The sequence below is a fragment of the Ensifer sp. LC11 genome, from assembly GCF_001695835.1.
Taxonomy (GTDB): Bacteria; Pseudomonadota; Alphaproteobacteria; order Rhizobiales; family Rhizobiaceae; genus Ensifer.
Genome location: NZ_MBSO01000012.1, coordinates 551094 through 570502, shown reverse-complemented (window position 1 = coordinate 570502; position 19409 = coordinate 551094). Strand labels below are relative to the sequence as shown.

The 19409-nt window shown below is 63.2% G+C and carries 18 protein-coding genes; 9 read left to right on the top strand and 9 right to left on the bottom strand.

Annotated features, from left to right (window positions below; all coding sequences use genetic code 11):
* Positions 1–278: 278 nt before the first annotated feature.
* Complete coding sequence (locus BBX50_RS11455) at positions 279–2054, bottom strand: adenylate/guanylate cyclase domain-containing protein (protein WP_065775406.1); 1776 nt, start codon at positions 2052–2054, stop codon at positions 279–281.
* A gap of 201 nt (positions 2055–2255) precedes the next feature.
* Between BBX50_RS11455 and BBX50_RS11450 the strand changes: the two genes are divergently transcribed.
* Positions 2256–3179: a bifunctional helix-turn-helix transcriptional regulator/GNAT family N-acetyltransferase gene (locus BBX50_RS11450; protein WP_065775405.1), complete on the top strand. Its 924-nt coding sequence runs from the start codon at positions 2256–2258 to the stop codon at positions 3177–3179.
* 43 nt (positions 3180–3222) lie between these two features.
* Here the strand turns inward: BBX50_RS11450 and BBX50_RS11445 are convergent, their stop codons facing one another.
* The 5 genes from BBX50_RS11445 to BBX50_RS11425 all read right to left on the bottom strand — a co-directional run bounded on the left by BBX50_RS11445 (position 3223) and on the right by BBX50_RS11425 (position 8282).
* Positions 3223–4155, bottom strand: coding sequence for a ribose-phosphate pyrophosphokinase (locus BBX50_RS11445; RefSeq protein ID WP_065775404.1), 933 nt, complete (start codon positions 4153–4155; stop codon positions 3223–3225).
* 226 nt (positions 4156–4381) lie between these two features.
* The gene (locus BBX50_RS11440) at positions 4382–5077 is read right to left on the bottom strand and encodes an SOS response-associated peptidase (RefSeq protein WP_065775403.1); all 696 of its coding nucleotides are present in this window, start codon (positions 5075–5077) and stop codon (positions 4382–4384) included.
* A 210-nt stretch (positions 5078–5287) separates the two neighbouring features.
* Entirely contained in the window at positions 5288–5908 is a 621-nt protein-coding gene (locus tag BBX50_RS11435) for a DUF3011 domain-containing protein (RefSeq protein WP_065775402.1), read from the bottom strand.
* A gap of 259 nt (positions 5909–6167) precedes the next feature.
* Positions 6168–6593, bottom strand: coding sequence for a hypothetical protein (locus BBX50_RS11430; protein WP_065775401.1), 426 nt, complete (start codon positions 6591–6593; stop codon positions 6168–6170).
* 285 nt (positions 6594–6878) lie between these two features.
* Positions 6879–8282, bottom strand: coding sequence for a DUF1254 domain-containing protein (locus BBX50_RS11425; RefSeq protein WP_065775400.1), 1404 nt, complete (start codon positions 8280–8282; stop codon positions 6879–6881).
* A 243-nt stretch (positions 8283–8525) separates the two neighbouring features.
* Here BBX50_RS11425 and BBX50_RS11420 point away from each other — a divergent pair, with 243 nt between their 5' ends.
* From BBX50_RS11420 to BBX50_RS11385, 8 genes are all read left to right on the top strand, one after another.
* Positions 8526–9101: a TetR/AcrR family transcriptional regulator gene (locus tag BBX50_RS11420; RefSeq protein ID WP_065775399.1), complete on the top strand. Its 576-nt coding sequence runs from the start codon at positions 8526–8528 to the stop codon at positions 9099–9101.
* The gene (locus BBX50_RS11415; RefSeq protein ID WP_065775398.1) at positions 9098–10087 is read left to right on the top strand and encodes an EamA family transporter; all 990 of its coding nucleotides are present in this window, start codon (positions 9098–9100) and stop codon (positions 10085–10087) included. The genes BBX50_RS11420 and BBX50_RS11415 overlap by 4 nt, the downstream gene beginning before the upstream one ends.
* A 13-nt stretch (positions 10088–10100) precedes the next feature.
* On the top strand, positions 10101–11024 hold the full coding sequence (locus BBX50_RS11410) for a DMT family transporter (RefSeq protein ID WP_065775397.1): 924 nt from the start codon (positions 10101–10103) through the stop codon (positions 11022–11024).
* 117 nt (positions 11025–11141) lie between these two features.
* Positions 11142–11576, top strand: coding sequence for an Rrf2 family transcriptional regulator (locus tag BBX50_RS11405; RefSeq protein ID WP_065775396.1), 435 nt, complete (start codon positions 11142–11144; stop codon positions 11574–11576).
* A 169-nt stretch (positions 11577–11745) separates the two neighbouring features.
* Entirely contained in the window at positions 11746–12630 is an 885-nt protein-coding gene (locus BBX50_RS11400; RefSeq protein ID WP_065775395.1) for an NAD(P)/FAD-dependent oxidoreductase, read from the top strand.
* Positions 12631–12772: 142 nt separating this feature from the next.
* Entirely contained in the window at positions 12773–13591 is an 819-nt protein-coding gene (locus tag BBX50_RS11395) for an arginase family protein (RefSeq protein ID WP_065775394.1), read from the top strand.
* A gap of 97 nt (positions 13592–13688) precedes the next feature.
* Entirely contained in the window at positions 13689–14483 is a 795-nt protein-coding gene (locus BBX50_RS11390; protein WP_065775393.1) for a DUF1194 domain-containing protein, read from the top strand.
* A gap of 199 nt (positions 14484–14682) precedes the next feature.
* Positions 14683–15024 carry a DUF6616 family protein gene (locus BBX50_RS11385; protein WP_065775392.1) on the top strand — a complete coding sequence of 114 codons (342 nt, stop codon included), beginning with the start codon at positions 14683–14685 and terminating at the stop codon, positions 15022–15024.
* Between the two features lie 30 nt (positions 15025–15054).
* Here the strand turns inward: BBX50_RS11385 and BBX50_RS11380 are convergent, their stop codons facing one another.
* From BBX50_RS11380 to BBX50_RS11370, 3 genes are all read right to left on the bottom strand, one after another.
* Positions 15055–15486 (bottom strand): GNAT family N-acetyltransferase, encoded by a 432-nt coding sequence (locus BBX50_RS11380; protein WP_065775391.1) that lies wholly within the window; start codon positions 15484–15486, stop codon positions 15055–15057.
* A 156-nt stretch (positions 15487–15642) separates the two neighbouring features.
* Complete coding sequence (locus tag BBX50_RS11375) at positions 15643–17235, bottom strand: arylsulfatase (RefSeq protein ID WP_065775390.1); 1593 nt, start codon at positions 17233–17235, stop codon at positions 15643–15645.
* Between the two features lie 152 nt (positions 17236–17387).
* Entirely contained in the window at positions 17388–19052 is a 1665-nt protein-coding gene (locus BBX50_RS11370) for an arylsulfatase (RefSeq protein WP_244513136.1), read from the bottom strand.
* Positions 19053–19409: the final 357 nt, after the last annotated feature.

The following is a 19409-nucleotide window of genomic DNA, read 5'->3' as shown; positions in this document are numbered from 1 at the left end:
CATGGCCGCGACAACAGACACTTCGGCAGCTACCGCCACCTGGGTGAGATAGCCTTGGCGCGCGATCCGCATGGAAAGGTCCAGCTTCAAGTCGCAACCCATGGCCACCATGGACGCTAAATATATTGGTATGCAACCAACGGTACTTCAAGTGTTTCCGTGGCTTTTTGGCAGATGTACACAACTTGCAGAGGTTAACGCGGAGATGTCGCTCACGCGCTCAACTCAGCGGAACGTGTGAACTCCAGGCTACTGCATGCAAAGAGTGCATTGGCCGTCTATCGTGGCGCACTAGAATGGTTACTGCGTCTCGTATTACCCGTCTCCCCCGCCTTCACCAGCCCCTCGCGCAAATGCTGCGCATCACTCTCCTGCGCGTAGTGCAGCGTCGAAAGAAACGCCTCGATCTCAAATGCCGGTGCGAGCGTGCGCACCTTGTCCATATGCGCATGCGCGGCGATCGCGTCGCCGAGCCAGCCGTGGCAGGCCGCGACGAAGGCGTGCTGGGTTTCGTCCATGGAGGAGAGATGCATGAAGGCCTCGATCGCCTCGCCATATTGGCGGGCGGCGAAATGCGCCTTGCCGAGGTGGCTCCAGAAGCGCTCCGGGTGGTGCGGGTTGAGCCGCATCGCCTTGCGGATCCACTCCACCCCCTCCTCCGGCCGGCCGAGCCAGGTGAGCAACTCACCCTGCTGCACCACGACGAGATCGTAGTTGGGGTTGAGGAACAGCGCCCGCTCCTGGTGGTAGCGCGCCGTCGTCAGCTCGTTGGTGTTGACGTTGACGGCCGCAAGGATGCGGTGCACGTCGGCGTCGTTGTCGTCGAGCGCGAGCGCCCGTTCGAGCTCGGCATTGACCTCCGCCCAAGTGGCGTCCTTGTCGGCGCACCAGCCATAGACCCAGGCCTGGCCGAGGATGCAGGCGCGCCAGGCATGGGCATGGGCATAGCCCGGGTCGAGCGCGACGGCCCGGTCGATCAGCGATTGCGCTTGGGCGTTGTCGCTGGCCGTGCTGCGGTGGTGCAGCACCTTGGCGGCGAGCGCGCATTCATAGGCCGCCATGTTGGCCGGCTTGGTGCGGGATATCTGGTCGCGCTGGGCGGCCTCGAGCCGGGCCGGCAGCGTGGCGGCAATTGCCGCCGTCACCTCGTCCTGAATGGCGAAGATGTCATCGAGCTGCCGGTCGTATTTGTCGGCCCAGATATGGGCGTCGTTGACGGCGTCGATCAGCTGGACCGTGACGCGCACCCGCTCGCCGATCTTGCGCACGCTGCCTTCCACCAGATATTGCGCCCCGAGGCTTGCCGCCACCTCGCGCACGTTTACCGAATGGTTCTTGTAGACGAAGCTGGAATTGCGCGAGATGACGAATAGCTCATGCCGGCGGGAAAGCTCGGTGATGATGTCCTCGGTCAGGCCATCGGCAAAGAACTCCTGGTCCGGATCACCGCTCATATTGTCGAACGGCAGCACCACGATCGTCGGCTTGCCGACAGCCTTTTTCGCCTCGCTCTCATCCGTCGAAGCCGGCACCGCCGCGCCTTCGATGCCGACGCGATAAAGATGCACCGGGCGGCTGATGTTCTTCAGCGTCTTCTCGCCGAGGTCTTCCACCGGCAGCTCCAGCCGATCGGCGACCTGGGTTGCCACCGCCGCCGTCACGCAGATGCCGCCGACCTCGGCCAGCTGTTCGGCGCGGGCGGCGATGTTGACGCCGTCGCCGAAGATGTCGTCGTCCTCGAAGATGATGTCGCCGAGATTGATGCCGATGCGGAACTCGATCCGCCGGTCCTCCGGCACGTCGCTGTTGCGCCGCCGCATGCGCTGCTGGATCTCGACGGCGCATTTGACCGCATCGGTCACGCTCTGGAACTCGACGAGCATACCGTCGCCGGTCGTCTTGATCAGCCGGCCCTTGTTCTTGGCAATCGCCGGGTCGATCAGCTCGATGCGGTGGGTTCGAAGCCGCGCAAGCGTCCCCGCTTCATCGGCCTCCATCAGCCTGCTATAGCCGGCCATGTCGGCCGCCAGCACTGCGGCGAGTCTCTGCTCCATGGGTCTGCCAACACTTTGAAAAGCGGCCCGTTCCGGACTTCCGGACCAAGGAGGTTACCGGAGAAATACTATCGCACGCAGGGGCGATCTCCTACCTAAATTAGCAGCACTGTGCTTCCGGTCATCGCCGCCGTCTCGCTTGACATTACTTGCCTTAGTCAACTATTTACATGTCTAGGGCAACTTCATGAAAGCATCGCCATGTCTCCGCAACAGATCGACGACCGCGCCCTCACCGTGCGGCACTTCAACCGGTTCTACACCCGCCAGATCGGCGCGCTGCATGAGCACCTGCTCGACAGCGCCTTCTCGCTGACCGAGGTCCGCATACTCTATGAACTGGCGCACCGATCCGGCCTGACGGCGACCGATCTCTGCCGCGAACTCGGCCTCGACGCCGGCTACTTAAGCCGCGTCATCGCCGGCTTCGAGAAGAAGGGGCTGGTCGAAAAAACCCGTTCGCCGGCCGACGGCCGGGTCGCGCAACTGGAACTGACGGAACCGGGGCGCTCGACGCTGCAGCCCCTTGAGGACGCCTCCCAGCGCGAAGTCGTCGCCATGCTGGAAAAGCTCTCCGTGCCGGAACAGAAGCAACTGGTTTCAGCGATGGGCGAGATCGAGAGCCTGCTCAGGCAAGAGCGGACGCCGGGCTTTGTCCTGCGCGATCCGCAGCCGGGCGACATGGGCTGGGTGATCCATCGCCAGGGCGCGCTCTACGCGCAGGAATATGGCTGGAGCACCGAGTTCGAGGCGCTGGTTGCCGAGATCGTCGTCAAATACATGCACGACTACGACCCGGCATCGGACCGGTGCTGGATCGCCGAAAAGGACGGCAAGATCGTCGGCTCGGTGTTTCTCGTCCGGCACGATGAAACGACGGCGAAACTCCGCCTGCTCTATGTCGAGCCGAGCGCCCGGGGCCTTGGCATCGGCCGTCGCCTCGTGGAGGAATGCATGCGCCACGCCCGCCTGCTCGGCTACGGCCGTATGATCCTGTGGACCAATGCCGGCCTCGACGCCGCCCGCCACATCTACGAAAGGGCCGGCTTCGCGCTCATCGAGGAGGAAAAGCACAGGAGCTTCGGCAAGGACCTCACCGGCCAGATCTTCGCGCGGGATCTTTAGGGAAAGGCGCATCGCCGTTTGGGCGCACGCCGGCGACGTCGCATTAGATGAAAAGGCTTGAGACGCTTTGTTCTCTCGCGGTGCGGGCGAGCGCTTCGCCGATCAAGGGCGCGATGATGATGCGTCGGATATTGGCCGTCTGACGTTGCGCTTCGGTTTCGCAAATGGAGTCGGTAACAACCAATTCCCTGAGCTTGCTCGCACCAATGCGTTCGCAGGCGCCTTCAGACAGGACGCCGTGGGTGATATAGGCCGAAACGTCCTTGGCACCAGAATTCAACAGGGCTTCAGCCGCGTTGATCAACGTCCCGCCGCTGTCGACGATGTCGTCGATGAGAAGGCAGCTTTTCCCGGACACGTCGCCAATAATATTCATCACTTCCGACATTCCCGCGCGGGGTCGCCGTTTATCGACGATCGCAAGATCGGTGCCAATGCGCTTGGCGATGGCGCGAGCCCGCGCCACGCCGCCCACGTCGGGCGAGACGACCATGAGATTCCTGGTGTCGTAGTGCTCCTCAATGTCGCGGGTCATCACCGGCGCCGAATAAAGATTATCCGTCGGGATGTCGAAAAAGCCCTGGATCTGATCCGTGTGGAGATCGAGCGTTATGACGCGGTGGACACCGGCACCGGCGATCATGTTGGCGACCAGCTTCGCCGAGATCGGTGTACGGCCAGTGGCGCGCCGATCCTGACGGGCATAGCCGAAGTAAGGGATCACGGCGGTGATGCGGCGCGCTGACGACCGGCGCAGCGTATCGGCCAGGATCAGCAACTCCATGAGATTGCCGTCGGCAGGCGAGCTTGTCGACTGGAGAATATAGACGTCCTCGCCGCGCACATTCTCATGAAGTTGAACGTTGATTTCCTGGTCGGCGAAGCGCTCGACCGTGCAATCCGTAAGGGGAAGTTTCAAATGGTCGGCAATGGCTTCGGCAAGGGCGCGGTTGGAGTTACCGGTCACCAGCTTCATGAGCACGATCCTGTTTCAAGGAGGCTTCGGGAAGAGAAGTTTGAGCGTGCGGCACTTTTAGAGAGTTGCGCGTGGATTCACAACTGAGCGCCTCGCATTTATGTGAGATGATCGTTTGGGTTGAGGCGGCCTCGGCCGGATTGCCGATTGCGGACAACGAACCTGTTACGCCGTCCCCGACGGGCTCGGACGCAGAACACAAGCGCTGCAAATAAAGAGCGCACCCTCAATCCACCGGATCCAGAATATCCGGCGTATCGTTCTTCGGCGAGCCCACCTTGCTCCCGATCTTCCACATCGTCATCAGCTCCGGTGGAAACGGCTTCATCAGGTCAGGCGCTTCCGCCTCTGGCGAGAGCCAGCGCTCGTAGTCGTCGGGGTGCAGGATGACCGGCATGCGGTCGTGGATGTCGGCCATCATGGCGTTGGCATCGGTGGTGACGATCGCGAAGGTGCGGATATCCTCGTCGGTGTCCGGGTTGCGCCAGCTCTCCCAGATACCGGCGAGACAGAAGGGTTCGCCCGTCTTCATGGCGATCGCATAGGGCTGCTTGTCCTTGCCGGTGCCGTGAATGTCCTTCCATTCGAAGAAGCCGTCGATCGGCACCAGGCAACGGCGGCGCTGGTAGGACGAGCGGAACTTGGTGGCGATCGTGTCGCTCCGGACGTTGACGAGCGGCCGTCCCGCCTTCGGGTCCTTGGTCCAGCTCGGGATCAGCCCCCAGCGCGCCGAAACGAAGACCGGACCGAAAAGATCGGGATCGCGGATCACGTCGCGGATGATGATCGGATAGATCAGCGTCGGCGCGCCGTTGTAGCGCGGGAACTGGTTCGCCAAGGCTTCGACGCCGCCGCGCTCGGCAAAGCCGAAGGCGCGCAGCAGCCCCTCGAGATTTGTCTTCAGGTAGACGCGTCCGCACATGATCACCCTCGTGCAACATGCAGATCTTCTCAGATACTATCCAATTTGCGGACGAAAGCATGTGGCAGTTTCATAGGCGCGCACCTTGCCCGCCGAAGGCGAGGCTTACGGTTCGGGCAAAGCAAGCCCGCAACAGCAACGGGCGGCAACGGCTTCCGGCAACAGCCGCCGGAAGCCAAGCCGCAGCGCGTGGCACGCGTCGCCAATCCCTCAGTTGGAGCTGTCCGGATTGTCCACCAGGCACCCTACTCCATGGCAGCCCTGGTAGTTGCCCTCAGTGTCGAAGTTGGGATTGCCCTCCTTGTCGAATTGCGGCGTGGTGTCGATCTGCTGGCTCGCCGTGTCCGGATTATCGACCAGGCAACCGGTGCCGTGGCAGCCGTTGTAGCCGCCGTTGTCATGATAGTTGCTCGCCGAGTGCGCGTGCTTGCCATCCGCGATGCCGCTGAGGATCGCGCCCAGCACGGCGCCGGCGACCACTGCACCGGTATCATGGCCATGCTGATTGTACATGCGGGCGTTCGGATCGTAACCGTCGCCGCGCCCATAGTGATAGCCGCCGACATCGGCAAAGACGCCGGAGCAGCCTTGCGCTACCCAGAGATAGCGGCTCTTCGGATTGAAGCCCCAGCTCTTGTTGAGGATGCAGGGGCTGCCGGAGATCTGGTAGATCAGTTGCGGTTGCGAAAGCGGACCGGCAAAACACTCGTCATATTGAAAGTTGCGGGACCGGCATTCGACCGTCGCCCCTTGGGGCCCTTGAGCGTTCGCCGGAACGCTCGGGCCAAGTGCGGCGAGGACGAGTACAGCGGAAGCGATGGTGCGAAACATGCTGGCAGCCTTTCCGTCGGGGACGCGCATGCGCTGCACGTCCAGCGGGTTGAGGGTGGAGTTGCGCCCTGGGCCGGCAATGCCGGCAAAAGTGCAATGCCGGCAGCGGCACGGACCGGCGGAGGGTTCACCGCAAACGGCCTGCTCGCGCCGGGAATGCCTGGCGCCGTGCGTTCGACCGAACGCACAAGGACGCGCTAGCGCTTTGATTCTAGAGCATCTTTCCGCCTCCAGTGATTCCACTTGAGGGTGGGATGCTCTAGTCGTTGATGGCGGTAATCTTGACCTGGCTGTCCTTGCCGACGCCGGAGAACCAGACTTCGCCGTCGCCCACCATCACGCCCTGCCAGTTGGCAAAGAGCGTGGCATAGGTCTGCTTGGCGACTGCGGCCTTGACCTTCTGCGTCACCACCTTGTCGTAGTCCGCGGAGAAATGATCGGCATCCTTGATCTTGACGGCCTTGCCGCCGATGCGCGCCTGGAAGGGATAGTCGACCAGACCGGCAACGGTTGCCTTGTCGTCCGCCGCGACGGCCGTCTGCAGCTTGGCGAAGAAATCGGCGTAAGGCTTGTGACCGCCGAACAATTCGTCGAGTGACTTGTCCGTATCAGCAGGGCTTTGCGCAAAGACCGGGGATGAGAGTGAAAGAAGACACGCGACGGCCGCGATCAATACATTGTTCATGATAGCATCCTCTCCTGCTTCCTCGAATTTTATTAAAACAAAAGGAGCCTGTACTTTGACCCCCCAAAGAAGGTCTCACAAAACGCATACTCTGACAATTGCGAGTTGATATATTAGATCTTACTTCTCGGCGCGCGAGAGATGGCAACGGTTCAGGTGGCAAGGGGCTCCCGACAGCGAAGCCCCCGTGCTCGGCGAGTCCTCAACCGTCGCACCCGCCTCCTTGACCTGTCCAAACTCGGCCGGCCTCCCGCTTCCGTCGCGCATCACCGCCCACTTCTCGCGTCACGGCAGCTTCTCTGCATCGGGCAGCTTCCACGTCTTTTCGAACAGTGGCTTTTGCGGCCCGTAGAGCCGGAAGAGCAGTTCGAACTTGCGGCCCGGGTCAACAGGCACCCAGTTGGCTTCCTTGCCCGCCGGCGCCTTGGGCCCGAAGAAGACATCCACCGAGCCATCGGCATTCTTCCGAACCCCTGACCCGATCGAAGCAACGCTGGCCTTGTCCATGTTGCGGATCAACGCGTGGGTCTCGCGGTCATAGGCGGTCACCGACCAGTATTGCTCGACCGGCGCGTCCTTCGGCACGACGAGCCGGTAGTTTGCGGCACCGTCAAAGGGGTTGCCGTCCTTGTCCTTGTTGGCCATCAGGTAGAATTGCGCCGTGCCGAGGCGTTTGATGCCGGTAAAGCCGAGCGTATAGGTCACGCCGCGCAAATCGACGGGATAGGCATCCGGGTCGGCATAGCCGCCCTGCGCCGCCTTGACCATCTCGGGCGCGGCTGCCGGGAACCAGCGGATGCCCTCGTTGATGACGGGGAAGCCCTGGTCATAGCGGGCGGAAAGCTCGGCCTTAGCCTCAGTCGCCGCTTTGTCGAGGAGCGCCCTGGTCTCCGGGCTCGGCTGATAGGGCTTGCCCTTCTCGATGCCGAGCGTCTTCAACTGGTCGATCATTGCCCGGTCACGCTCGAGCCACGGTTCGGTCTGCACGATGCGGTTGAGGTTGTCGAAGAAGCTGGCATCGAAGCGGATGGTGGCGTCGTAGAGCACGTCATAGGCGTCGGTGAAGGTGGTCGCCGGCGGCTTGTCAGTGACAGGCATCGGGTAGATTTTGATCTTCTTGCCATAGGCGACCGACTTTTCGACATCCGCGTCCGCATGGCTCTTCAGGTTGGAGCGCAGCAGTGCAAAGCCGGTAAACGTATCGGACCGGAGCGCGAAAAAGCCTTCCGGCACCTCGCCCATATAGTCGGGCGGCAGCAACAGGTACTTGCCGCCCTTGCCCTCGTCCGCCCCATAGGGCCCCGCGTCTTCCAGCGGCATCTGCCAGGCGTTGACGATGTTGCCGGCGATCGATCCTCCTTCGGCCGGCGGGATCTCGATGACGATAGGTCCGTCCTTCAGGTTCCAGAACGACATGAAATAGATCGAGTCCGGGTTGGGCGTCAGCGTCTGGTTCTTCCAGTTGACCGGCTTCGACCAGTAGACGATCTCGTTGACCTTGGCCTTGGTCGTCGAAAGCATCGTCTGCAGCATCAGGTCGGCATTGACCGCCGGCATGCCCCAGATCACCGCTTCCGTTGCCCGGCGCTCGATGGCGCGGCGCTGAAGGCTTTCGGGTGACAGATCTTGTGCCGGCAGGCTGACCGTGCCAGCAAGAAGCGCAAGCACCGCAATTGCTGTTCTGAACATTTCCAACCTCACTTTCGGCTACAGAACGACCAGGCTGCAGCGTGATTATGTACCCGGCGGCTTGTCCAGCCGCAGGTGCTACGGCGAAGTAAAGACTTTGCCGATGCGGGACGGAAGTACGTAGCAGTTACATCGGCAAAATTCCCGATACGGAAACCCTCCAAATCAACGCATCGAGACGTCGGCTCTTGACATTTCTGCCTAATAGGTAGATCGGTCTACCTATTCACTTGGAGAAAACCGATGAGCGAAAAAGCGCCGGCGCGCGAGCGCCTGCTGAAGGCGGCAGCCGAACTGTTCTATCGCGATGGGGTCGGCGCGACCGGCATCGATGCGATCACGGCGCATGCCGGCGTCGCCAAGATGAGCCTCTACAACAACTTCTCGTCCAAGACCGATCTGGTGAACGCCTATGTCGAAGCCCGCCATTCCGAATGGCAGGAACTCTATCGCGAGCGCTTGGCAGGCGCGGCAACCCCACGAGAACGGGTGCTGGCGATCTTCGACAGCTATGTCGATCACGCCGAGATGGCCTATAGCTGGGGTTTTCGCGGTTGCGGGCTGCTCAATGCCGCCGCCGAGCTTTCCGTCGGCGATCCCGCCCGCGCCATCGTCGCCTCGCAGAAGGACGAGGTGGAAATGCTGTTCAAACAGTATCTGCGCGAAATGCGGCCCGACGCGGGCGCCGCGATCGACGAGACCGCCGAACACCTCTCCTTCCTGCTCGAAGGCGCCATGTCGCGCGCCGGCCTCGACGGCCACGATGCGCGGCTGAAGTCCGCGCGCAGGATCGCCATCTCGATCATGGACCAGCTATGACCTCCAAGAATTCTGCAGCCCAAGCGTCCGGCTCCTTCGTCGGCATCGCCTGCGTCCTTCTCGCCTCGGCCATCTGGGGAACGACCGGCACCACCGCCACATTCGCCAAGGGCGTCGGCCCGCTCGGCATAGGCGCCGTTGCCATGGGCCTTGGCGGCTTGCTGCTGGCGCTCACCGCCTCTCGCTCGATCCTCAGGAACAGCCGGCGGATCGCCGCGCAATGGCCGATGCTTCTCATCGGCTCGCTCTCGGTCGCGGTCTATCCGCTCGCCTTCTACAGCTCCATGCATCTCGCCGGCGTTGCCATCGGCACGGTCATCTCGATCGGCTCGGCGCCGCTCGCCGCCTCCCTCATCGAGCGGATCTTCGACGGCCAGAGGCTGACGACCCGGTGGCTGCTGGGTGCTGCCGCCGGTCTTGCCGGTGCCGTGCTTCTCTGCCTTGCCGAAGGCGCCGGCCATGATGGTGCCGGCGCTGAAAACGCGACCGCTGTCTTTTACGGCATCGTGCTCGGCCTCCTCTCCGGCCTGCTCTACGCGCTCTATGCCTGGGTGGCGCGCCGGCTGATGCAAGCGGGGATCCCGCCGCGCGCCGCCATGGGCTCGATCTTCGGCGTCGGCGGCACGCTCCTGTTGCCCGTGCTCGCCTTCACCGGCGCGCCGCTTCTTGCCTCTTGGACCAACATGGCCGTCGGTCTCTATATGGCCCTCGTGCCGGTTCTCGCAGCCTACGTGCTCTTCGCCTACGGCCTCGCCCGCGTCTCAGCCACCATGGCGACCACGCTGTCGCTGCTCGAACCCGTCATCGCCGCCGCCCTTGCTGTCGTCATCGTCGGCGAACGCCTGCCGGCCGAAGGCTGGGTGGGCATGGCCCTGATCGTCGGATCGCTGTTCATCCTGACAGTGCCGATACCGGGCAGCCGTCGCGCCAGGAATGCCGGGCCTCCGTCCGAACCCGGCTTCGCAGCAGCAACGCCACGAACATAGGACGCCTGAAACGATGAGCGACTACGCGGCGCTGCCCAATCACCCGGCCAGCCGGTTCCGGACGATCCTTGTCCTCGTTCTCGTCGAAGCGGCGCTGGTCATCTCCTGGAGCGCCGGCTTCGTCGGCATCCGCTTCGCGATCGACCACGCGCCGATCTTCCTGATCCTGTTGTGGCGAAGCCTCGTCTCCGGCTTGCTGCTCCTGCCCTTCGCACTGACGATCGGGCCGAAGATCCGGTGGAAGGACGCAAGCCGGCAGATGCTCTTCGGCGCGCTTGCCATGTCCGGCTATCTCGCGGGCTTTGCGCTTGCCATCTCCTATGGCGTGCCGACCGGCCTTGTGGCGCTGATCGCCGACATGCTGCCTCTGGCGGTCGCCATCCTCTCCTGGCCGGTCCTCGGCCAGGCGCTCACGGCGCGACAATGGCTCGGCTCGTTCATCGGGCTTGCGGGCGTGCTCATCGCCTCCGGCTGGTCGCTGGATATGGGCGATGTTCCGCTCTCGGCCTATGGCCTGCCGGTGCTTGGCACGCTGTCGCTGGCGCTGGCGACACTGCTGCAGAAGCGCAGTCCGGCCAGTGCCATGCCTGTCCACCAGAGCCTTTGCATCCAGTGTCTATCGGCGGCCGCGATCTTCGCACTCTTTGCCTGGCACGAAGGCAGCGTGCTCCCCGTGCGCGATCCGGGCTTCATCAGTGGCATCCTCTGGCTCGTCTTCGTCGCCACCTTCGGCGCCTGGAGCCTCTACTATCTCGCGCTCAGGAAATCCTCCCCTGCCCGTGTCACCGCGATCCTTTATCTCAGCCCGCCGGTAACGATGATCTGGGCATGGGTCATGTTTTCCGAGCCGCTCTCCCTTGCCATGGCCGGCGGCCTGGTCGTTTCGCTTTTGGGTATCGTCATCGTCGCAAGAGCGCAGAACCAGACCCACGCCTGAGCCTCCCGCCTTCACCTGGCACCCGGGCCCACGGCGCACGGACACCACACTCCCTGCCCCCGCTCCCGTCCCAAGCACCCCTTGCATCGCGTGACGATTCGCAATAATTGAAGTTACATGAAAAAAGACAGCCGCCTTTCCTCCGTCCTTCACGCGCTTCTCCACATGGCCGAGCGCGGCGAACCCTTGACCTCCGACGAGCTTGCCATGTGCATGCGCACCAATCCGGTCGTCGTGCGCCGTACCATGGGCTTCCTGCGTGATGCCGGCATCGTCTCGTCCGCCCGCGGCCATGCGGGCGGCTGGGCGATTACCGCCGACCTCAAGACCGTGACGCTCAGGCAATTGCACGAAACGCTCGGCGAGCCCGCGATCTTTGCCATCGGCAACCGGCAGGAGATGCCGGAATGCCTCGTCGAGCAGGCGGTCAATGCCGCGCTCGATACCGCCTTTGCCGAAGCCGAGGCACTGCTGCTCGACCGCTTCGCCCATGTGACGCTCGCCGACCTCGCCGAGGATTTCGCAAGGCGGCACCGGCTTCGATCGCAATAAGAACAGCATATCGGTCACGTCATGACGTGATCGATCCCGACACATCCGGTTATCCCGGAACCGCGTAGCGCGGTTTTCCGGCTGGAACTCCATTGCCCAAAGCTCGGGTCGACGCACTGGTTCCGTGAACCGGTGGGCTGGCCTGCGCGCAACCGAAAGGACTTTACCAATGCAACAGGACGTCATCATCATCGGCGGCAGCTATGCCGGCATGGCCGCCGCCCTCCAGCTCCTGCGTGCCCGTCGGCGGGTACTGATCATCGACGAGGGCATCCGCCGCAACCGCTTCGCCAGCCACTCCCATGGCTTCCTTGGCCAGGACGGCATCGATCCGGCCGAGATCGCCGCGACTGCGCGCAAGCAACTGCTGACCTATCCGACGCTCACCTTCGTCGATGGCCGCGCCGAGAAAGCCAGCGGAGAGAACGATGCCTTCGTCGTCACGACCGCAGAAGGCGCTTCCTATGAAGGCCGACGCCTGCTCTTTGCGACCGGCGTCAAGGACGGCCTGCCCGCGATCGAGGGGCTGAGCGAGCGCTGGGGAAGAAGCGCCTTCCATTGCCCCTATTGCCACGGCTACGAACTGAATGAGGGCGAGATCGCCGTCATTGCCGCAAGCCCGATGTCGATCCACCAGGCGCAGCTCATTCCCGAATGGGGCACGGTGACCTTCTTCACCAATGGCATTGTCACCCCCGACGCCGAAGCGCGCGCCGATCTCCTCAGGCGCGGCGTCGCCATCAACGAAACTCCGGTCGCAAGGCTCGAAGGCCATGCCGACGTGGTGCTGACCGACGGCCGCCGCCTTGCCTTTTCCGGCCTTTTCGTCGCCACCCGCACGACACCCGCAAGCGACATCGCCGAGCGCTTCGGCTGCGAGATCGAGGAGACACCGATGGGCCTGCAGATCCGGGTGACGTCCGCCAAGGAAACGACCATACCGGGCGCCTATGCCTGCGGCGACGTCGGCCGCGTCCCCCATTCCGTTTCGCTTGCCGTCGGCGACGGCGCCTGGGCCGGCGCGCAGCTGCACCGCTCGCTGGTGTTCGGATAGAAAGCAGCCAGCGCAAGGGCGGCCCTGCGATGGCATGAAGGGAAGACCGAACGGAGGCATCCGCCTGCGCCGTTCGGCTTCCGCCTTGTCAAATCGACGGCCGCTGTGCTTCGTTCGGTCCCCAGTCAAGTTGGAGTGATCGATGCCCATTGCCCTCACCTGTTTTCAGGGTCGCGCCGGCGACCACAACGACCTTGCGATTCCCGGCGCCAAGTCCGTTGCCTCCCACCTTGCGCAAAGGCTCGGCCTCGAAACCGTCGTCATCGGTGAGCCGGAGCCGGCGCTGAACGGCCATTGGACGGTCGAACTCGAAACCGCGATGCCGGCACTCCAGCGCATGCGCGATCGGCTGGACACGATTTACGCGGGGGGCTCGTTTTCTCTTGCCGCGACGAGCCGCTGCGCCGTCTCGCTGGCAACGCTGCCGGCCGTCGCCAGGCACCACAACGACGCCGTCGTCGTCTGGTTCGACGCCCATGGCGACCTGAACACGCCGGAGGTCAGCAGCACCGGCTATCTCGGCGGGCTGGCGCTGTCGGGCCCCTGCGGCCTCTGGCAGTCCGGCCTTGGCGACGGGCTCTCGATCGGCAATGTCGTTCTCGTCGGCCAGCGCGACCTCGATCCCTTCGAGACCGACCTGATCAAGACCAGGCGAATTCCACATATCCGCCCGGGTTCCGACCTGCCGCAAAGGCTGGCCGAGGCCGTCGCCGGCAGGCCCGTCTATATCCACCTCGACTGCGACGCGCTCACCCCCGGCATCGTCCCGACCGATTACCAGCATGAAGACGGGCTCTCCCTTAATGACTTGCGCGCAGCCTGCGCGGTTCTCGCCCGAGGCGCGGTCGTCGGGCTGGAAATCGCCGAGTTTCAGAACGCCTGGTCGGAAGGCGGCGAACCGGTTTCGCCCGAACCGCTGATCGAGGCCTTGGAACCGCTCCTGCAAAAGCTGCACCGCTGACTGGGGGACTTAATCCACGGGCGGTCGACTGACCGCATTGCGCCAAGGCGGATTGCGCGTAGCATGATCCTCCCGCTCGCGTTCGGTATCGGCTGCAATGACGCTCGGATCGGCCCTTCTTGCCTGCGCCTGCCTTCTCTGCGGAAGCGCTTCCGCCGAGCCGTTGCGCGTCGACCTCGAACTGGTGCTCGCCGTCGACGTCTCCTATTCCATGGAGATCGACGAGCAGCGGCTACAGCGACAGGGCTATGTCGCCGCCTTTCTCGCGCCGGCGCTGATCAAGGCGATCGAAAACGGCCCGCTCGGCCGCATTGCCGTCACCTATGTCGAGTGGGGCGGCTCGGCCGTGCAGGTCACGCCCTGGACGCTGATCGACGGCCGCGGCACCGCGGCGCAGTATTCCGAACTGCTGCGCCGGCAGCCGCTCCGCCGCATCGCCTTCACCTCGATCTCCAACGCGCTCGCCTTCACCCGACGCCTGTTTGATTTCAGCCCCTTTTCGGCCAGCCGCCGCGTCATCGATATCTCCGGCGACGGCCCCAACAACTCGGGCGTCCCCGCCCCCGTCGCCCGCAACTCCACCGTCGCCCGCGGTATCGTCATCGATGGCCTGCCGATCATGCTGAAGACCCACGCGGCCTCTGATGGCGCCTCCATTCCCGATCTCGACGCCTACTACCGCGCATGCGTGATCGGCGGCGACGGCGCCTTCCTGGTGAAGGTCACCGATACAAGCGCGTTCGCCGAAGCCATCCTTGACAAGCTCGTCACCGAGATATCGGGGCTGGAGGTCAGCCGCCTGTCGCCGGCACCGGTGCGGCCGGTACAATACGGCCAGGGCTACAATTGTTTCATCGGCGAGGAGATGCAGGAGCGAATGATCGGGCGCTAGACCCGCAACGTCTCAACCTTCGGCGTCGCGCCCGCCTCTTGCCCAGATCCGTGCGCGCGGCGGCCTGCGCGCGCTCCCGCTCAAAAGTTGGGGATCGCAGTCCACAGCCAACGACAGCCGTCCTGTTGACTCTGAAACCAGAGCGGCATGAAACGGTTCACCGTCCGACACCCGAATATTCAGACTGACGATACAGACGATGCCTCACTACCTGACAGAACTTTACAGCGCCAAGCCGGCGTGGCTCGCCCTTCCCCATCAGGGACGCCAGCAGTTCCTGACTGCGATCGGTTCCGCCATGCCGGGACTATCGGCGCTCGGCGTCGAGCTCATCACCTTCGGCAAGGTCGACCAGTCGAAGCTGCATGCGGCATCGCAGACCTTCTTCGCCGTCTGGCGCTGCCCGGATGCAACGGCGCTCGAAGCCCTCGTCGCCGGCATCGCCCAATCCGGCTGGCACGAATATTTCGACACGATCAACGCCGCCGGCAGGGGCACCGATCTTGCCGGCCACCTCGCACAGCTTGGCGCGGCCGCTTAAGACCGGCTTCGGTCCTCTCGGCCGGTCTCCTCAAGCCTCGGTCGGCCTGGGGGCGCTGAAGAAAACGATCTCCGGATCGTTCTCGTCGAGATTGTCGATATAGCCGCTCGGCTTGAAACCTGTCTGGATCAACAGCTCCTGCATCGGACGGTTCGACATGTTCGTCGAGCTGAAGAGTTTCGAGCCCGACGACAGCGACTGGAAATGCTCGATCAATGCCGCGCCGAGACCCCGGCGGCGATGGCTGGCGCTCACCATCAGCATCTCTATGAAGGCGTGACCGAAGAAGTGGTGCGTCAGCACGCCGTAGGCGGCAACCGCGCCATCGACTTCGGCCAGATGGCAGCAGCCCGCCTCGATCCAGCCGGCGATCTCCTCGCTTCGCTTCGGATCGGTCGCAGCAACGGTATCGATGGCTGAGAGCGCCGCATGGTCGTTGCTGGCAGCAAGTCGAATTCGCATGGTCCGCTTCCCACAAGTTTCGCGGGAAACTAGGGCGAGATGCCGCTGCGTGCAATCATGGACCATCATTCAAGAGGGGAGCGACCGATCGCCTGACATCGACCAGCAGGATCGCAAACTCCATCAGCCCTTCGCTCGGATTCTATTGCCGGCTGCTCACCGTCCGAGCCCGATGTTCTTCGGCGGATACTTCTTGAAGGTGGCGGCATGGCCCTTCATCTCGGCGGCCATCGACGCCAGGAAGGCATTCATCCGGTGGCCGACCGGATATTCCTCCTTGGGGTCGACGTAAAGGTTGAAGAGCCAGGGCGCGAGGCCGACGTCGCTGACGGTCGTCATGTCGATGTTCAGCCATTGCGCCTTGGTCTCGACCACCTTGACGTGGATCTTGTATTCATACATCCGCATCGCCATCAGGTTCTGCTCGTTCCAGACGAAGACCTTCTCGCGGTTGGACCGACCGTCGTCGGCAAGGAGGAAGGAGGTCTGGTCGATGCCGTCGATGTAGCGGTCGGTGGGTACCTTGTCCTTGATGCCGGCGACGCTGAGCGAGGTGTTGAAGAGATCCATCAGATCGAAGAGCTCGTCGCTCTCGCGGCCGGGCTTGATCATGCCCTTCCAGTAGGCGATCGCCGGAATGCGGATACCCCCTTCCCAGGCCGAGCCCTTGGCGCCGCGAAAAGGCGTGTATCCGCTGTCCGGCCAGCCGTCGAGTTGCGGACCGTTGTCGGAGGTGACGAAGATGAAGGTGTTGTCGAGCACGCCCGCCTTGTCGAGCGCCGCGACGATTTCGCCGATATAGGCATCGACCTCCACCATGTCGTCCTTGTAGGGATATTTGGCTCCGCTCTTCCCCTCGAAGGCTTTCGAGGCGAAGTTGTCGGCGTGCACCTTCATGAAGCAATGCTCCAGAAAAAACGGCGCGGTGCCGGCAGCAAGTTCCCCGATCCTCTTGACTGTGAACTCCTTCAGCATCCGGTCGCCCTCGGCCATCTTCTCGATGCTGTCGATCTGTTCGACCTCCGTCACCGGCCCGCCCTTCGTCGCCTGCACCAGCGCCGAGCTTGAGCCGGTCTTCTTCAGCATCGCCAGCCGCTCGGGATTGAGCACGAGATCGGGATAGCGGCGCTTGTCGACCCCTTGGGTGATTTCCTTCTCGGCCTCGTAGAAGCCGTAGAACTCATCAAAGCCAACCTCATGCGGACGCATGCCCTCGCTTTCGCCGACGTGCCACTTGCCGGAAAGCACGGTCTTGTATCCTGCCCCGCCGAGAAGTGTCGGCAGGGAGATCTCATCGGCCCAGGGGTTCTTGGTGATCCTGTCGCCGGCAAGGATCGGCCGGGTAAGGCCGGTGCGAACAGGAAGGCGGCCGGTGAGAATCGCCGAGCGGGTCGGTGTGCAGGTGGGTTGCGAATAGGCCGAGGTGAGTCTCAGGCCCTCACGCGCCAGCCTGTCCATGTTGGGTGTCGCCGCCCCGATCGCCGCGCCGCCACCGTAGGCGCCCGGATCACCGTACCCCATGTCGTCGACGACGAGCCAGACGATGTTCGGCCGCTTGCCGAGCTTGTCATAGAGCGCCACGAGCTTCTGTTGCGCAGCCGTCTGCTGGTCGGCATGCACGAGCGCCGGCTCCTGGCTCTCGCTCGTGCGTAAAGCTTGCGTCAAGACGGACTGAGCCATCGTCATCGTCGGCAACGCCACGAGGACTGCCGTCTGCACCGCAAGGGCACGCAAAATCCGCAGGCTCATGCCACTCTCCCGTTTCTTTCTCGATTGCGCGCGGCATTCCGCAGTGCTTGCAGCCATCGGAGGCGCACGCGAACAGGACTGTTGGCGTGCACGTCGCCCCCAACGAGGGCTTGCCGCCGCCAGCACTCGCCGGCGGCGGGGTCGCGTTCCGTTTAACGCGGGGACAACTGCTCCAGCTCATTCAGCCGCTTCATCGCCGACTGCTGCGCGAGCAGGCCATAGTTGATGCCGCTGGCATTCAGCGCGCTGCCGGTCTGGAACGGGTAATCGTTGAAATCGGCGAAGAACTCCTTGATCTTGCCCTGGATCGGCACCAGCAGCCAGATGTTGCGGGCAAGGAAGTCCATGGCGCCACCACCCTCTTCCATGCCCCTTTCGTAAGGATCCATACGCAGATTGGAGATCAGCGCCCAGCTCGGCACCTCACGGGTCGCCGTCGCGATATTTCCGTGGCTGGCAATGGCGAAGCTCAGCTTCCAGTCGTTCCAGCGGATGGCGTTCAAGTTGCCACCCTGGTCGAAATAATAGACGGAGTCCCGTGGTGGCGTCTCCGCCTCGCCCTTCAACAGCGGCGTCAGGTCATAGCCGTCGAGATGCACCTTGAAGGTCTTCGACGTGCCCTTGAAGCCGGTCTTCATCTCTTCTTTGACGTCGGCGATGCCTGCCGCCGCCGCAAAGGTCGGCATCCAGTCCATCAGCGTCACCGGTTCGTTGATCTGCGTGCCCGGCTTTACCACGCCCGGCCAGCGCACCATCATCGGAATGCGAAAGCCACCTTCCCAGGTGGTGCCTTTCTCTCCATGGAACATGGTCATGGCACCATCCGGCCAGAGCGCAATCTCCGCGCCATTGTCGGTGGTGTAGAGCACGATGGTGTTGTCGGTGATGCCGAGATCGTCAAGTTGCTGCAGCAGCTGGCCCACATGGCCGTCATGCTCCACCATGCCATCCGCATGGATGCCCTTGCCGGTCTTGCCGAGCGATTCCTTCTTCAGATGCGTGAAGACGTGCATGCGCGTCGAATTGAACCAGCAGAAGAACGGCTTGTCGGCCTTGACCTGCCGATCGATGTAATCCTTGGCGGCCGCCAGGAACTCCTCGTCGACGGTTTCCATGCGCTTGGTATTGAGCTCGCCCGTATCCTCGATCTTGCCGTCGGCGCTCGATTTGATGACGCCACGGGGCCCGTACTTCTTCTTGAACTCCGGATCCTTCGGATAGAAGTAGCCCTCCGGCTCCTCCTCGGCGTTCAGGTGGTAGAGGTTGCCGAAGAATTCGTCGAAGCCGTGGGCCGTCGGCAAGTGCTCGTCATGGTCGCCCAGATGGTTCTTGCCGAATTGTCCGGTCGAATAGCCCTTGGTCTTCAAGACGTCGGCAATCGTCGGCATCCAGTCCTGGATGCCGTGCGGATCACCGGGCATGCCGATGGTCAAGAGCCCGGTGCGGAAGGGTTCCTGGCCGAGGATGAAGGAGGCACGGCCCGCGGTGCAGCTCTGCTGGCCGTAGCTGTCGGTGAAGATCGCGCCTTCGGCGGCGATACGGTCGATGTTGGGCGTGCGGTAGCCCATCAGGCCCATCGTATAGGCGCTGATCTGGGGAATGCCGATATCGTCACCGAAGATGACGAGAATGTTCGGCGGCTTGCCGCTCGAAGAAGAGGATTGCTGGGCCCTGGCCGGGCTCACCGAAGCGCCGCTCGCCACCAGCGATGCGGCCGCAAGGAGCGTGCCGCTCAAAAGCAGATCGCGGCGACTGACGTCCGTTGCCCCATTATCGGCTACCGCAGGAATGGCCTTGTTACCGTCACGCATGCTCATCGTACTCTCCTTGTTAAGGCGATCAGAAATGAACTGCTTGTTTAGGACCGCGCGGATGATGCGCCTGGGGAGGTGCATGTCCAAGTACGTAACAGTTACGACGAGCAAACCTGCGTCCGTTGCAACGACGCGCATTCATGCCACGGGCGCGCGAAGGTGGATGAAGGCGGCAACAGCGCGCCCTGAAGCGCGTCGCGATCTCTCAGATCCGCTCCCTGCGCTTTAAGATTTTGGCTTGTCGCTTGTCGCTGTCGCAAAACCGCTGCGCACTTTTGCGCCGCCTGCTTTGGCGAACCCGGCACCTCCCCTCGTTTTCCTCCGGTCGGGTGCGCGTGAGGGAGGAACCGGGCCGGTGCG